General features: G+C 37.7%; 13 protein-coding genes. 9 read left to right on the top strand and 4 right to left on the bottom strand.

All coding sequences use genetic code 11. The features are described from left to right. Window positions 1-201: 201 nt before the first annotated feature. Together HX124_RS12690 and HX124_RS12685 are read right to left on the bottom strand one after the other, a co-directional pair. On the bottom strand, window positions 202-1569 hold the full coding sequence (locus tag HX124_RS12690) for a Na+/H+ antiporter family protein (protein WP_286378225.1): 1368 nt from the start codon (window positions 1567-1569) through the stop codon (window positions 202-204). A gap of 94 nt (window positions 1570-1663) precedes the next feature. Continuing rightward, window positions 1664-2536: an alpha/beta fold hydrolase gene (locus HX124_RS12685; RefSeq protein ID WP_286383360.1), complete on the bottom strand. Its 873-nt coding sequence runs from the start codon at window positions 2534-2536 to the stop codon at window positions 1664-1666. Window positions 2537-2653: 117 nt separating this feature from the next. Here HX124_RS12685 and HX124_RS12680 point away from each other — a divergent pair, with 117 nt between their 5' ends. From HX124_RS12680 to HX124_RS12640, 9 genes are all read left to right on the top strand, one after another. Further along, window positions 2654-3142 (top strand): DUF4442 domain-containing protein, encoded by a 489-nt coding sequence (locus HX124_RS12680; protein WP_171405120.1) that lies wholly within the window; start codon window positions 2654-2656, stop codon window positions 3140-3142. Between the two features lie 187 nt (window positions 3143-3329). After that, on the top strand, window positions 3330-4823 hold the full coding sequence (locus tag HX124_RS12675; protein ID WP_286383361.1) for a UvrD-helicase domain-containing protein: 1494 nt from the start codon (window positions 3330-3332) through the stop codon (window positions 4821-4823). A gap of 36 nt (window positions 4824-4859) precedes the next feature. Next, window positions 4860-6233, top strand: coding sequence for an ATP-binding protein (locus HX124_RS12670; protein WP_286383362.1), 1374 nt, complete (start codon window positions 4860-4862; stop codon window positions 6231-6233). A gap of 394 nt (window positions 6234-6627) precedes the next feature. Continuing rightward, complete coding sequence (locus tag HX124_RS12665) at window positions 6628-9465, top strand: monovalent cation/H+ antiporter subunit A (protein WP_286383363.1); 2838 nt, start codon at window positions 6628-6630, stop codon at window positions 9463-9465. 3 nt (window positions 9466-9468) lie between these two features. Beyond that, window positions 9469-9834 (top strand): Na+/H+ antiporter subunit C, encoded by a 366-nt coding sequence (locus tag HX124_RS12660; RefSeq protein WP_107008395.1) that lies wholly within the window; start codon window positions 9469-9471, stop codon window positions 9832-9834. Beyond that, complete coding sequence (locus tag HX124_RS12655; protein WP_286383388.1) at window positions 9831-11636, top strand: monovalent cation/H+ antiporter subunit D; 1806 nt, start codon at window positions 9831-9833, stop codon at window positions 11634-11636. The genes HX124_RS12660 and HX124_RS12655 overlap by 4 nt, the downstream gene beginning before the upstream one ends. Further along, entirely contained in the window at window positions 11637-12161 is a 525-nt protein-coding gene (locus HX124_RS12650) for a Na+/H+ antiporter subunit E (protein WP_286383364.1), read from the top strand. Further along, window positions 12158-12433, top strand: coding sequence for a monovalent cation/H+ antiporter subunit F (locus tag HX124_RS12645; RefSeq protein WP_107008398.1), 276 nt, complete (start codon window positions 12158-12160; stop codon window positions 12431-12433). The genes HX124_RS12650 and HX124_RS12645 overlap by 4 nt, the downstream gene beginning before the upstream one ends. 21 nt (window positions 12434-12454) lie before the next feature. After that, on the top strand, window positions 12455-12838 hold the full coding sequence (locus HX124_RS12640; protein WP_107008428.1) for a Na+/H+ antiporter subunit G: 384 nt from the start codon (window positions 12455-12457) through the stop codon (window positions 12836-12838). A gap of 164 nt (window positions 12839-13002) precedes the next feature. Here the strand turns inward: HX124_RS12640 and HX124_RS12635 are convergent, their stop codons facing one another. Then, window positions 13003-13893, bottom strand: a complete 891-nt coding sequence (locus HX124_RS12635) for a metal-dependent hydrolase (protein WP_107008399.1) — start codon at window positions 13891-13893, stop codon at window positions 13003-13005. 292 nt (window positions 13894-14185) lie between these two features. Further along, window positions 14186-15607, bottom strand: a complete 1422-nt coding sequence (locus HX124_RS12630; protein ID WP_286383365.1) for a glutamate synthase small subunit GltD family protein — start codon at window positions 15605-15607, stop codon at window positions 14186-14188. Window positions 15608-15637: the final 30 nt, after the last annotated feature.

Here is a 15637-nt window from a genome sequence, read left to right as displayed (position 1 = left end):
ACACATCAATTAAATTTGATGCAAGTCTCATTTTAAAATATTTTGTAATGTTATTTTTAAAACACTGAAATAGTTAAATATTTATTTAATCCATATCAACCAAGTTGGTTTTAATCTCAACTTGGTTGGTCATTATATTTATTATCAAGAATATGATAATGAATATCATTTTTATTGCATAATAACGTTTTATTTAAAACTTTATAATACCATTGCAGCAATCCAACCAAAAATCATTAATGGAATATTAAAGTGAATAAAGGTAGGAATAACACTATCTTTCATATGGTCATGTTGACCATCCATATTTAAACCTGATGTTGGACCTAAAGTTGAATCTGATGCTGGTGACCCTGCATCACCAAGTGCTGCTGCTGTACCAATAATTGCAATTGTTGCCATAGGACTAAAACCAAACTGAATGCATAAAGGTACATAAATAATAGCAAGGATAGGCACTGTAGAGAATGAAGACCCAATACCTAAAGTAATCAACAAACCAATCAAAAGCATCAAAAAGGCAGCTAAAGCTTTGCTATTACCAATCCATTCAACTGATGCTTGCACTAATGCAGGAACTTGATTTGTTGCCTCAATCACAGATGCAAAACCTTGAGCAGAAATCATGATAAAGCCAACTAGAGCCATCATGCGCATACCTGAAACAATGACATCATCTGCCTCATTCCATTTAAAAATTCCTGCACAACTTAAAATTGCAACACCTACCAAACCAGCCAAAATCATTGATTCTGAATATAACTGTACGGATAAAGTTGCTATGATTGCAAAAAATGCCATGATCAATGTAAATGTTGCAATTTGCGGTTTGCCATCTTGACCTGATTTGACTGCATCAGAAATTTGTTGGGATTTATTTTCAACTTGAATATCTTGATAATATCGTGGTTTACGATAGCTGACGAACAACGCAAATAATAAACCCACAAACATGCCCAGTACAGGAATCGCCATAGCTTTGGGAATTTGGTCATAACTAATTGAAAAACCATAAGGCTTACCAAAAGTATTAATATTTTGACCCAAAATATCATTGAGGAAAATCGCACCAAAACCAACAGGAACTAACATATAAGTTCCACATAAACCAAATGTTAGTAAGCATGTCACTGCTCGGCGGTCTAAATTCAGATGATTAAAGACGCTTAATAAAGGTGGGATTAGTACAGGAATAAAGGCAATATGAACAGGAATTAAATTTTGTGAAGAAATTGCAGCCAAAACTATCGTAAAAAAAATGACAAACTTGACTGTTTTTTGTGTAGAAACATTAGCATCAGCTTTTAACATGTTAATGAGTTTGTATGCTAATAAATCAGGTAGTCCTGATTTTGCTAAAGCAACTGCAAAAGCACCCAATACACCATAAGCCAGTGCAATTTTTGCACCACCCCCTAAACCATTATTAAAAGCTTCTAGAGTCCCTTGTAAACCAAGTCCTGCCAATAGTCCGCCTGTCATTGCACCAATAATTAGAGCAAAAACCACAGGTACACGAGCTAGAGATAGTCCAAACATAACTACAATAGCAGCAATAATTGCGATCATAAGATGAGATGAATAGAAAAAGGGGCATTTTAACAGAGAATTTGTACAAAACTGCCCCTTTTATCGAGATATTATTCAACTTATTTAGGTTGTATTAACTTTGATTTTTCGTAGCAAAATTACGGATATATTGAGCAATTTCTTGTGGACGACTTAAAACAGCCCAATGGTTTGCATCTACCTCGACACGTTCAAATTTCTCTACCCATTTTGGCATTTCATCAATCAATTCTGGGCTAACAAACTTATCACGTTTTAAGACAACTGCTTGCACAGGACATACTGCATGACGTTGACGTGGTTTAAGTAATCTTGGTACAAAGTTAGCACGATATAGTGCTATACCATGCTCACCATCTTTTGAAATATTTGAATTCAGTGGTAGACCTTTAGTTTTTTCCAGTTGACTTAAAACGACGCCCCAACGTTCAGGATTGAAAAAATGCCATACGGTTGGTGCAAGCACTGGAAGTTGGAATGCAACGATATACCAAGATTTAAATAACTGTTTAAAAAATTTAGATTTTTCATGTTTAAATTGATCACGCATCCAAAATGCTGCATGATCTAAACATGGACCTGAAATTGTTGTATAAGATAAAATACGACCTTTAAATTTTGCTTCAGTCACAGATTCCCAAGTTTGAATTGAACCCCAATCATGCGCAGCTAAATGAAAATTACGATCCGCAAGTAAAACATTCACAACACATTCTAAATCTAAAGATAAGCGCGGTAATGCATAATCACGAATACGTTTTGCCACAGAAGACTGACCTGCGCCACGTACATCGTAGGTTACAATGTAAAAATCTGTTATTAATTGTTCAATAATTGGCTCCCATACTTCCTGATTATCAGGATAGCCATGTACCAAAACTAAAGCAGGATTTTCAGGCTTACCCCATGTTTTTGCATAAAGTTTTTGTTGGTCTTGTGTCGAAATCCAATGAGTTTGTGCTTGCATTTAAATACCTTTTTATTTTCACATTGACTACGCAATGGCGGTCTTGGGCATTTCGATCAATGCCACATCACAATCGTTTATTTATTATGATCTAAAATATGTGAATTAGAATTGACCATGATTAGCCTGATCAAGAAACTACAGACAATCCCCTTAATTTCAAAATTTTTACTTAACCATTATTCACCTTATAAAGGCGCAGGTATTGAAATAGAAATTTTGGATCTTAAAAACTACCATATTCGTGTAAAAATGCCACTCACTTATAAAAATCAAAATGTCGTGGGTACACATTTTGGGGGTAGTTTATATTCAATGGTTGACCCTTTTTATATGCTGATTTTAATGCATCATTTAGGTGACCGTTATATCGTATGGGATAAATCTGCCACCATTCACTTTTTACTTCCCGGACGAGATACGGTTTATGCTGATATTCGTTTAGATCCGAGTGAAATTGAACATGTCAAAAATTTGGCAGAAAATTATACGCCTGTACATCGTAATTATATTCTCAATATTTTTGATGGTTCTGGTTCACGAATCGCCGAAGTACATAAAACTGTTTATATTCGTCGGAAAAAACCACGTCCATTTAAACGTTAATTTGTTAAAAATCCGAAATGAATTTCAAATATTTGTTATTCATCAATATATTTAGACTTTGTTCTTCTTCACCTAAGTATTTTAAAAAAATCACTTCCCATCATTGGAAAATTTAAACCTCACACTTGGTTGTTTTTTGCTATGATGGCATATCTCATTTTCTCTCTTTTAAAGACTTTTCAATACTGTGTCCGATATTTTTAAAGCTACTTCAGAACAAAATTTTGCTATTGCAGAGGCACAAAAGGGGCAATCATTTAAAGTCATTGCCTATGCGGGCACAGGAAAAACAACAACACTGAAATTGATCAGTGATGCAATGCCACAACGCCGTGGCATGTATTTAGCTTTTAATAAAGCAATCGCAACCGAAGCTCAACATAAATTTCATCGTAATGTTGACTGTCGTACATTTCATTCCTTGGCTTTTCGCAGTGTGCCACGAGGTATTACTGATAAATTACGTCTACCACGTTTAAGTCCTAGTTTTATTGCAAAAGAGTATCGTCTCGAACCTATTACGCTACGACGTTTAATGGGTGGACGTTATGAACGCTATGCACTCATGCCAAGCCGCTTAGCCAGTTTGGTGGCAAATGCAGTGAGTTATTTTTGTTCAACTAGCTCACAATACCCTGCTCCTCGTCACATCCAAGCACCGAGTTGGTTACATCCTGATGATATAGAAAGTTTGCAAAAACATCTTTATCCTGCTGTAGAACGTCGTTGGTTAGAATCTATTGATCAAAGTCATCAGGCAGGTATTGGGCACGATATTTATTTAAAGTTATGGGCATTGTCGAGCCCTATTATTCCCGCAGATTATGTTTTGTTTGATGAAGCACAAGATGCTGATCCACTCATGCTGGGTATTTTATTACGACAACGCAGTACGCAAGTGATTTATGTAGGCGATGCACATCAACAGATTTATGCATGGCGTGGTGCAGTCAATGCAATGCAGCAAATGCCTTTACCTGAGTCACGTTTAACGACTTCATTTCGTTTTGGTGAGTCCATTGCAGAAGTTGCCAATAGTTTATTGGGAGCCTTAAATGAAACTGTTCCTTTATTAGGCAATCCTGAAATGCGTTCAAGTGTGGTCAATAAACCCCATACTAGAATGCGCGATGCAATTTTATGCCGTACCAATGCCCGTGCTATGGAGCTTTTATTGTCTGGTTTGGTACAAGGCGATAAAGTCAGTTTACAAGCCGATCATGCCAAATTAAATCGTTTTGTCGATGCAGCCAGTCTACTCAAACAAGGTAAACGTGTGATAGATGTACCAGAGCTTGCATGGTTCAACTCATGGCATGACGTACATGAATATTGTGAAACAAATGATGGTAGTGATATCAAGCCCTTAGTCAAACTTGTAGATGATCATGGTACAGAACCTCTCAAAAAAGCACTTGCCAAAATCACCCCAATAGAGCAAGCTGATTATGTCATTTCTACAGCACATAAAGCCAAAGGTTTAGAATGGAATCGGGTACACATAGAAGATGACTATCAATTTAAAATCAATGGATTAGAGCATAAAATCAGCGATGAAGAACTAAGGCTACTTTACGTTGCTTGTACACGTGCAAAATTAAGTCTTAATATCCATCATATTTATGATCTTATTCAACAGTTAAAAATCAAAACTCCTTTAAAAGCTCAAATCACTGCATAAAGCTCTAAACTTTTATTTATATTTTGCAGGTATAGTATGAAAATTCTCTCTATCCATTTGCGTCATGTTTTTCATTTTACTGATCTAAAACTAGAATTAAATCCAACACAATATCCTGTTGCTATTATTGTGGGTCAGCAATCTTCAGGCAAAACTGCAATTTTAAAAAATTTGTATCAAGCTCTGACATGGTTCTCCGCACGTTTTAAAGACTTACGTACTGCGGGTGTCGTCATGTTAGATCAAGATATTATGCAAAATCGAGTACAAGCAAAAGTTGATATTGCAATTAAAATACCTAATGAACTCGGTACATTAGCTGAAAATAGTCACTCTCATTCACAGGATTTATCTATCTGTTCATGGCAACTGTATAAAACATTAAATGCCAATGGTGTCGGGATCAGCCGTACAGAAATGGTTGAATTAGAGCAGCTTGCGGCTTTATATACAAAAGCAATTCAACAAGACCCTTTACAAGGTTTACCTCTGATTGCTTATTATCCTGCTGAACGTTTTATTAATGAAGTTAATTTACTCAGTAAAAACAATCCTGCGGTCATGCAAACATCAGCAGCCTATGAGTTAACAGCGATTCCTTTTACTACTTTTGCTCGTTTTTTTGAATGGTTTCGAGAAATTAGTGATATTGAAAATGCTCAATCTGCACAACTATTCCAACAAATTTTAAATGAAACTTCACTCAACAATTCAGCTCAAAATGATACACAAAATCTGCAAAATGCTTTATTTCAAGCACGTAGTCATTTGCAGACACCAAGTTTACAAGCACTTAAAAATAGTTTGAAAATTGTTTTACCAGAACTTGATGATATTTTTATTGAATATAAGCCTAAATTACAACTTATGGTGACTTACCAAGGCACAACACAATGTTATCAGCAACTTTCCAATAGTATAAAAAATTGGATTGCCTTAGTCGGCGATCTGGTTCGCCGTTTATGTTTACTGAATCCTCTGAGTTTGTATCCTTGTCTAGAAGGTGATGGTATTTTACTGATTGATCATATTGATGTTGATTTAGATGAAACTTCTGCTTCAAATATTTTGCTGCGTTTACATCAAGCTTTTCCACAAATTCAAATCATTAGCAGCAGTTTGCACAGCTCTATTTTAGAATCTGCACATCAGTTCCAATGTTTTGAATTAAAAAATCAAAAAATTCAGGAAATCAAAATCAATGAATATCAAAATGATTTAGCAAAACTCTATGAACGTCTACAACATGTAGAAACAGAGCTTTTATCAAATGAAGTCGCAACAGAGTCAAACCCAACGGTAGAGCAACTTTTTGCTCAATTTCAAAATATGTCGGAACAAGAACAACAGCAACTTCGTACTTTGTTACATATTGATGATGACCGTTCATCACAAACGTTTTTATCTTAACATGATGATGAAGTACAAATTTTATACTTAATTAGGTTCATAATTTTTCAGCTAAATTATTCTTATATATTTCGTTATATTTTTGTTTTTTATTCGTTCACTTAACCGAAATAAAAGCCTTGTAACTTTTAATCATCATCCTAAGGCGTACAATATTCTCGTCTGCGCAAAAAAAGGTTTGATGTTATTTTATTCATGTAATAGTATAAAATATCATTTATTTCTTAGTGTAAAGCTCGGCTTTATTTTTACATTAAGTTTCTCAGGTTGCGCAACACAACTTGTTTTCTTACGATTTTTTCGGCTTTCAAGATTTAAGTCGTTGGATGGTTCTTTGCTGTCCTCAAATGCTTGAAAGATAAATTCATCATAGGTTCTCGACCTATTCAAGACAATGGATACACGTGTGCTACCGATTATTATATTGCTACCGTTAATTCTAGGCACAACCCTTGTCTCGTGGCTGAAGCAGTTTTCTCGTGGGGCAACTGCATTCGGTGCGATTGGCATCAGTTCAGCAAGTTTAGGCTTGTTACTTTCACAAGCACCGCAAGTGTTTCAAGGTCAAGTCATTTCCGAATCATGGCAATGGCTTCCTCAAGTGGGAATTGATTTAAGCTTTCGCTTAGATGCATTGGGTTTAATTTTTTCGTTGCTAATCACAGGCATTGGCACGCTCATTTTTATTTATGCTTACTTTTATTTAAGCCCCAAAAATTCTTTAAGTAAGTTGTATGTTTTACTGATGCTATTTATGGCAGCAATGCTTGGAATCTCTCTTTCCAACAACTTAATTATTTTGTTAGTTTTTTGGGAATTAACCAGTATTTCTTCCTTTCTCTTGGTTGGATATTGGAGCAATTATGATGCGGCACAACGTGGTTCACGTATGGCTTTAACCATTACAGGCATGGGCGGTTTAGCCATGCTGGGTGGTTTTGTGTTGCTCGGTCAAGTGACACAGACTTATCAAATTGATCAAATCTTAACGATGTCAGAGACGATTCAAAATAGTCATCTTTTTGTCCCTATTTTATTACTCATTTTATTAGGTGCATTTACCAAAAGTGCGCAGTTTCCTTTTCATTTTTGGTTACCAAATGCAATGGCTGCACCAACGCCAGTCTCTGCTTATCTGCATTCAGCCACGATGGTGAAAGCGGGTATTTTCTTACTGGCGCGTCTATTGCCTATTTTTGTTGGCTCAGCACTTTTTCATAATATCGTGACGACTGTTGGTCTTTTCACGCTATGTATGGCTGCATTTTTTGCCATTTTTAAAGAAGATTTAAAAGGTCTATTAGCCTACTCGACGATTAGTCATTTAGGACTTATTGTTTGTTTGCTAGGGATTGGCTCACCACTGGCTGTTGCTGCTGCAATTTTCCACATTATCAATCATGCGACATTTAAAGCTGCATTATTTATGATTGCAGGGATTATTGACCATGAAACAGGAACACGTGATTTAAGAAAGCTCAGTGGGATTTGGCAATTACTACCCTTTACAGGCACTTTGACCATGATCACTGCTGCCTCTATGGCAGGTGTTCCGCTGACCAATGGTTTCTTATCTAAAGAAATGTTCTTTACTGAACTGTTGGCAAATTTATCAGGTGGATATGTCGTCCTTGCTGCCATTATCGCCACTTTAGCAGGCTTATTTGCTGTCGCTTATTCAACACGTTTGGTTCATGGTGTATTTTTTGATGGTGGTTTAGGCAAAAATGTTCCAAATAAAGACGCCCATGAACCACCGATAGGTATGCGTGCACCAGCAATTTTATTGGCTGTTTTATGTATCGCCGTTGGTCTAATGCCTGCGCTACTGGTTGAAAATATTGTCAATATGGGCACACGTGCCAGTACACAACTCCATCAATTTGAAGGTGTACATTTAGCAATTTGGCATGGTTTTAACTTGCCATTGCTCATGAGTGCGATTGCTTTAGTGGGTGGTATCATTTTTTACTTTGCTTTAGCCAAAGGCAGTCGTATTCGAGACATAGATTTAGATCCAAAACTTGGACCTTTTCAGGGCTATGTGTTATTTGAAAATTTCCTTAAATATTTGTTGCTCTACGCACGTAAAATTAAACAAAAAACAGAAACAGGCTCATTACAAACTTATCTCTTTTGGATCATCGCCTTTAGTATCGTTTTAGTTGCAACGCCTATGTTTAATCAGGGTTTAGCGACAGGTACACGCGAACTGACCAAAGCACCCATCATCGCAATTGTCTTATGGATGGTTTTATTCTCTGGTTGTTGGATGATGCTCTGGTTCCATCATGAGCGTATTAAAGCAGTGCTTATCAGTGGTGCTGTTGGTTTAGTGGTGACGATGGTATTTGTCACCATGTCCGCACCAGATTTGGCATTAACCCAAATCACAGTCGATGTGGTCACCACTGTTTTATTATTAATGAGTTTGTCGTTATTACCACAGCTTACACCGTATGAATCTAGTCGTACCCGACGTTGGCGTGATGCAGTTTTAGCCATAGGTGGCGGTTTAGGTATCGGTTGGATTGCTTGGCTTATTTTGACACGTGATCATAACTCAATTTCATGGTTCTTTGCACAGCAGTCGATGCCTTTAGGCGGTGGCTCTAATATTGTCAATGTGATCTTGGTGGATTTCCGTGGTTTTGATACTTTCGGTGAGATTACGGTTTTAGGAATTGCAGCTATTGGGGCACTCTGTCTTATGGATGGTATGCGTGCGCATGGCACAAGCATGACCCAAGGCTTAACTTTCCGTTTTAATCCCTCTCCATTGATGTTTCGTATGACTGCTTCATGGGTTCTACCATTAGCTTTAGTTGTTAGTCTTTATATTTTCTTACGTGGACACAATCTACCCGGTGGCGGATTTATTGCAGGTTTAATTACCTCAATGGCATTGGTAATTCAATATATTGGTTTGGGGCAAGATAAAGCTGAACAACTTTTACGTGCTAAATCAGGTCGTTTATATGAAATTTGGATTGGTTCTGGTTTAGTCATTGCAGGAATAACGGGTCTTGCTGCTTGGTTATGGGGAAGACCATTTTTAACGAGTGCTCATATTTATGCTGAGACCAGTATTTTTGGTACCTTCCATCTCGCTTCAGCCGCAGCTTTTGACTTAGGGGTATATATTACTGTTGTTGGTGCAACCATGTTGCTCATTTCTGTTCTTGGCGACTCTCGACATTCGAGTATGTCAGGCCCTGTACCTAAGGAGTAACTTATGATCAGTTTAGAATTTTTACTTGCCTCTGCAATTGGTCTATTGGTTGCAACAGGAATTTATTTATTACTACGTGCCCGTACTTTCCCTGTCGTTTTAGGTCTAGCCATGATTGGTTATGCCGTTAATTTATTTCTATTTGCTATGGGGCGTATTCAGACCAATTCACCTGCTATTTTAACCAATGCGGCTAAAATTACTGACCCATTGCCTCAAGCTTTAGTATTGACTGCGATTGTGATTGGCTTTGCAACTACTGCTTATATTGTACAACTTGCTTTACGTAGCCGTTATGAATCAGGAACAGATCATGTGGATGCCAAAGATGAGCCGAGCAACTTTGACTCACGTGAGGATGCGCCATAATGAACTTCCTTGATTTTTGGCTTCAACATATGCCTATTTTCAGCATTCTTATTCCTGCTTTCACAGGTTTTTTGCTAATTTTATTGGGTAATCCTGGTTCTGGTTCACTGGCAAGTGACTGGCGACAACCTTGGCGTCGTAGTATCAGTTTAACTTCGGCTATTTTAGGTTTTGCAACAGCAATTTACTATTTATATCAAGCAAATACAGGTCAAATCTTTGTTTATGAACTCAGTGAATGGTCTGCTCCTTTTGGTATTGTGCTGGTTTTAGACCGCTTATCTGCATTAATGCTGGTTTTGACTTATGCGCTTGCAACGCCTTTAATTTGGTTCGCAAGTAAAGAATGGGATGCACGTGGACGTTATTTCCATGCAATTTCTCATTTGTTATTAATGGGAATTTGTGGTGCATTTTTAACAGGTGACTTATTTAACCTGTTCGTATTTTTTGAAATTTTGCTGATGGCATCCTATGTATTGTTATTACATGGGCAAGGTAAAGCTCGTTTTCAACTTGGTGTTCACTATGTCACCATCAACTTACTGGCTTCTGCACTCTTCCTCATTGGTTTAGGCATGATCTACGGCAGTGTTGGTAGTCTAAATATGACGGATGTTGCTCGAATCATCCCAACTTTAGAAAATGATCAACATACTTTAGCCGTTGCAGGTGGGCTATTACTCTTTGTTGTTTTTGGTATTAAAGCAGCTATGCTGCCTGTAGGGTTTTGGCTACCGAAAACCTATGCAGTTGCTGCGACTCCGATTGCAGCACTGTTTACCATCATGACCAAAGTGGGTATTTATGCCATTTTAAGAGTCAATGGAACAGTCTTTCATGATGAATGGGGACAACAGATTTTTAGCAATTGGCTATTACCGATCGGACTAGTGACTTCGCTGTATGGTGCAATTGCAGCGCTTGGTGCAGAACGTTTAAGACGTTTTGTTGGCTTTATGATTTTGTCTTCTGTAGGCACCATTTTGATTGCAGTTTCATTGCTCAATGAAACTGCATGGATGGCAGGTCTATATTATATGGTACACAGTACCATCATAGCTGCCTCATTTTATTTATTGTGTGGTTGGATTACGTCACAACGTGGGCAATTTAAAGACCATCTCAAAATTGCGCCTAAAATGAAACAAGACAAAGTTGTTGCAATCACATTTTTTATCATCGCTTTGATGATGGCGGGTTTACCCCCCTTCAGTGGCTTCTTAGGTAAAGTTCTGATTTTACAAGCGACAGCAGATTCTCCATATCAAATATGGATTATTGTGATTGTTTTATTGGTCAGTTTGTTGAGCATTATTGCATTTACACGTGCAGGTTTTGTACTGTTTTGGCGTGCAACGACGCCTGAAGATAATCCAAAAGAAGAAGCTTTTGCTGCATATCAAAAATTACCTCATCAAGCCCCTGCTCGTAATGATAAAACCATTTATCTGTTATTAACGGGTTTGATATTCTATGTAATTTGCGCTCAACCCATTGTTCATTATTTAGAACTGACAGCAAAACAACTCAAAGATGCTGACTTATATCAAGAAACGATTTTAAAAACAGATCGTGACCAAGAGTATATTAGCGTACAACCTTTTGATCCAAACTACCTACCTGAAACAAAATATGGTGGCGAAAACCCAGATGCAAATGCGCATTTTATTCCTTATATTATTTCGCCAGATACACTAAAAGGTGATCATATTTCTGAATATAAGCAACGGCAAATTCAACATCAGGAACATGAATTAACCCCGCTTGATGACACTAAATTACAGCCTATGGAGCAATAAATGAAAAAAAATATTTCATTCCTTGACCGCTGTTTACCCCATCCTTTTGTTTCTTTAGTGGTGGCTTTAAGTTGGCTCATGTTGGGGCATAGTTTTGATCCTTTTGATATTTTTTGTGCTGTCTTATTGGGTTTAATCATTCCTAAGCTGATACAACCTTTTATTGTACGTACGCCAAATATTCATTGGGCTTTGGCATTTAAGTTATTTTTTGTCGTGCTCTGGGATATTATTCTTTCCAATATTCGCGTGGCTAAGCAAGTTTTAGGTCCAACCAAAAACCTAAAACCCAAATGGTATCGTGTACCTTTAGATACCGATCATGAACATGTAAATACATTATTGGCAATGATCATTACCACAACACCCGGTACAGTGACCGCAGGAATTGACCAAGAACGAGGGGATATTTTGGTTCATTCTCTCAGTTCGGATGACCCAGAAGCAGAAGTTCAAGAGATCAAAAGCCGTTATGAAATGCCTTTAATTGCCATTTTTAATGCCACTCAAGGAGATGATCAATGATTATTTTGCAATATGCATTGGGAATTTTTTTAGTGGCGCTGACCATCTCAATGTTCTTATGTTTATATCGTTTAATTATTGGACCTTCTATTGTTGACCGTCTATTGGCTTTAGATACTTTGTTCTTAAATGCAACTTGTTTAGTCATTTTACTCAGTATTTATTGGGCAAGTACCAATCTATTTGAAGGTGCATTATTAGTCGCTATGCTTGGTTTTGTTTCAACTGCCGCTTTAGCACGTTATTTTACCATTGGTCATGTCATTGATTAGGAGCACGATATGGAAACAAATATGCAACTGATCATGGAAGTTATTGTTTCGTTCTTTTTGATTATTGGCGCATTTTTCTTATTGGTTGGTGGAATCGGCATGGTTAAATTGCCCGATTTATTCATGCGTTTACATGCACCCACCAAATCCAGTACCTTAGGCTTAGGTAGCGTATTATTAGCAGCAATGATTTATGCTGCATTTCAAGGACGTTTTGGTTTTGCTGAGTTACTCATTACGCTATTTGCATTTATCACAGCACCTGTATCTGCAAATTTAATCGCACAAGCAGCCATCCATTTACGTTTACGCTCAACCTCAGGAGATGTACCCGAAGCTTTAGATCGACCATTACCATGGCAACGTCAGCGTAAAATCAAACAATTTGAAGATGACGAGATCTAAACACGTCATTTAAATCAATGAGCATTTTCAATCTGTAAATGCTCATTTTATAAAAGTTAATTTTAAATACTTAAATCTGGCTTTATAAAGAAAGACGATAACGTGATCAGCATTTTCAAAGATAAAAAAACCAATGCTGAACATTGGTTTTTATAAAATTTTATTTAGCTATACAAAGGTGGATGTACATCTTCTTGGAAGCTCTCCATCCCATAATCATCTGCCAGTTTTTCTTTCCAATATGCCACGATTTTTGAATAATCAATTTCATCAGGGTGAAAATCTGCTTTGTAATATGACAAATATTCAGGAATCAATGAAATCAACATCTTGGAAATCATATACATTCCAAAAAGATTCTGAGGTACTTTTGGTAAGCTTTTCTTCCAATCCTGCATAAACAAACGTGTTGCAGAATAAAACGTCAAACTTGCAAAACCAGTTGTCACATTACGCATGACTGAACGGCGCACTTTATCATCATGATAAATCGCTTGATATACATCAAAAGCCACAGCGCGATGTTCAATTTCTTCAATCGCATGCCAAACCCAAAGCTTAATCGCATCGTCATCTAAGGTTTGTAACACTTCAGGATGACGTAAAATATAGCCACCAAGCAATGCTGTAAAATGCTCAAATGCAGCCGTGACTGCCAATTGTAATTTTGGATGCACACTTTTAATAAATGCATCACGACGTCCTAACCAAGCTTGAAAGCTATCTAGATTATAATCATCACGACGCCATGCATCATTAAAATCTGCATGTGCCTTAGAGTGCATCGCTTCCTGACCAATAAAAGCCGCAATCTGAGCCTGTAACTTCTCATCCGTAATTTTGTCACGAACATTACGTACACTATGCACAAAAAACTGTTCACCAATTGGAAAGGTTGATGAAAGTGCTGTCAATAAATGCGACATTACAGGAGAATTCGCAAAAAAATGTCGACGAATATTTTTCGGATTAAAGCTTGGCTTACGCACTTTAATACCAATCGCTTTAGGACGATTTAAATATGATTTTTCTTTCGCAACCTGAGCAACTGTCATAGGGATAATCCTATATTTGTTGGAATTTGATCCTATAGTGACAGATCAAATTCATTTGTATATTGCCAAAATGATCACACAATTGACAAAAAAGATAATCATGTCATTTAAGCCAATGACCAACAAAATGTAAAACCAAAAATTGAACATAAATAATTGAATAATCAATATTTACTTAAAAAATAAAAACATAAAATTTTACATTCTTACTTTACCTTTCATCGTAAAAACAAAACCCGCATTGCTGCGGGTTCTGGAAATGGGTCTTTGGAATTTAAACGTTATCGTCCAATCAAACGTCAAGGTAATCCAAAATACCTTCTGCTGCCTGACGACCTTCCCAGATTGCAGTTACAACCAAGTCAGAGCCACGCACCATATCGCCACCCGCAAATATTTTCGGGTTGGATGTCTGGAATTTATATTGTTGCTGTTCCGCTGCAATCACACGACCTGAACCATCAAGGTTAATGTTTGAAGCACCAAACCAATCAGCAGGAGAAGTACGGAAACCAAATGCCAATAAAACTGAATCTGCTGGTAACACTTCCTCAGAACCCGGTACAGGTTCAGGGCTGCGACGACCACGGCTGTCAGGTTGTCCAAGCTGTGTGGTTACAAATTTGACGCCAGTCACTTTGCCATTTTCACCGACAATTTCAATCGGCTGACGGTTGAACTGGAACTCCACGCCTTCTTCACGGGCATTTTTCACTTCACGACGTGAACCCGGCATGTTTTCTTCGTCACGACGGTATGCACACGTCACAGACTTTGCACCCTGACGAATAGACGTACGGTTACAGTCCATCGCAGTATCACCACCACCAAGTACGATGACTTTTTTGCCTTCTACACTGATGTATTCAGATGGATCTTTTTCCCAGCCTTGAGTACGATTGACATTGGCAATCAAGAAATCGAGTGCATCAACCACACCATCCAGATCTTCACCTGCGAAACCACCTTTCATGTAGGTATAAGTTCCCATGCCCATAAATACAGCATCATAGTCTGCAAGTAACTGGTCAATGGTGACATCTGTACCAATGTCAGTATTTAAACGAAATTCCACGCCCATGCCTGTGAAAATTTCACGGCGACGTTTCATCACATCTTTTTCCATTTTAAATTCTGGAATACCGAATGTGAGCAAACCACCAATTTCAGGACGCTTATCAAATACAACTGGTTTTACACCATTACGCACTAAAATGTCTGCACAACCCAAGCCCGCAGGACCTGCACCAATGATCGCCACTTTTTTGTCTGTCCATTTCACAGACGACATGTCTGGACGCCAGCCGAGTGCAAATGCAGTATCGTTAATGTATTTTTCAGCATTACCAATAGTCACTGCACCAAAACCATCATTCAGGGTACATGCCCCTTCACACAAACGGTCTTGTGGGCATACACGACCACAGACTTCAGGCAAAGTGTTGGTCTGATGACACAGTTCAGCCGCTTGGAAAATACGACCTTCCGCAATCAATTTTAACCAGTTCGGAATGTAGTTATGGACTGGACATTTCCATTCACAATAAGGATTACCGCAACCTAAACAGCGATGGGTCTGATTGGCTGCCACTTCTGCTGTATAAGGTTTATAAATTTCCACAAACTCTGCTTTGCGGACATTAATATCTTTTTTCTCTGGATCTTGGCGTGCTACATCCAGAAACTGAAAGTCATTATTGAGGCGTTCTGCCATGTCAATCTCCGTGGGTGAGCGAGGATAACT

It is taken from the genome of Acinetobacter sp. 226-1 (genome assembly GCF_030329325.1).
GTDB classification, from domain to species: domain Bacteria; phylum Pseudomonadota; class Gammaproteobacteria; order Pseudomonadales; family Moraxellaceae; genus Acinetobacter; species Acinetobacter sichuanensis.
The sequence above is the reverse complement of the archived record's forward strand: the minus strand, read 5'-3'. Positions and strand labels throughout refer to the sequence as shown.

Bases quoted from the DNA above. Each gene is read 5' to 3' on its own strand.
- HX124_RS12645 (WP_107008398.1), top strand. From the start codon at position 12,158: ATGATTATTTTGCAATATGCATTGGGAATTTTTTTAGTGGCGCTGACC.
- HX124_RS12665 (WP_286383363.1), top strand. From the start codon at position 6,628: ATGGATACACGTGTGCTACCGATTATTATATTGCTACCGTTAATTCTA.
- HX124_RS12660 (WP_107008395.1), top strand. From the start codon at position 9,469: ATGATCAGTTTAGAATTTTTACTTGCCTCTGCAATTGGTCTATTGGTT.
- HX124_RS12640 (WP_107008428.1), top strand. From the start codon at position 12,455: ATGCAACTGATCATGGAAGTTATTGTTTCGTTCTTTTTGATTATTGGC.
- HX124_RS12685 (WP_286383360.1), bottom strand. From the start codon at position 2,536: ATGCAAGCACAAACTCATTGGATTTCGACACAAGACCAACAAAAACTT.
- HX124_RS12650 (WP_286383364.1), top strand. From the start codon at position 11,637: ATGAAAAAAAATATTTCATTCCTTGACCGCTGTTTACCCCATCCTTTT.
- HX124_RS12630 (WP_286383365.1), bottom strand. From the start codon at position 15,607: ATGGCAGAACGCCTCAATAATGACTTTCAGTTTCTGGATGTAGCACGC.
- HX124_RS12635 (WP_107008399.1), bottom strand. From the start codon at position 13,893: ATGACAGTTGCTCAGGTTGCGAAAGAAAAATCATATTTAAATCGTCCT.
- HX124_RS12690 (WP_286378225.1), bottom strand. From the start codon at position 1,569: ATGATCGCAATTATTGCTGCTATTGTAGTTATGTTTGGACTATCTCTA.
- HX124_RS12670 (WP_286383362.1), top strand. From the start codon at position 4,860: ATGAAAATTCTCTCTATCCATTTGCGTCATGTTTTTCATTTTACTGAT.
- HX124_RS12680 (WP_171405120.1), top strand. From the start codon at position 2,654: ATGATTAGCCTGATCAAGAAACTACAGACAATCCCCTTAATTTCAAAA.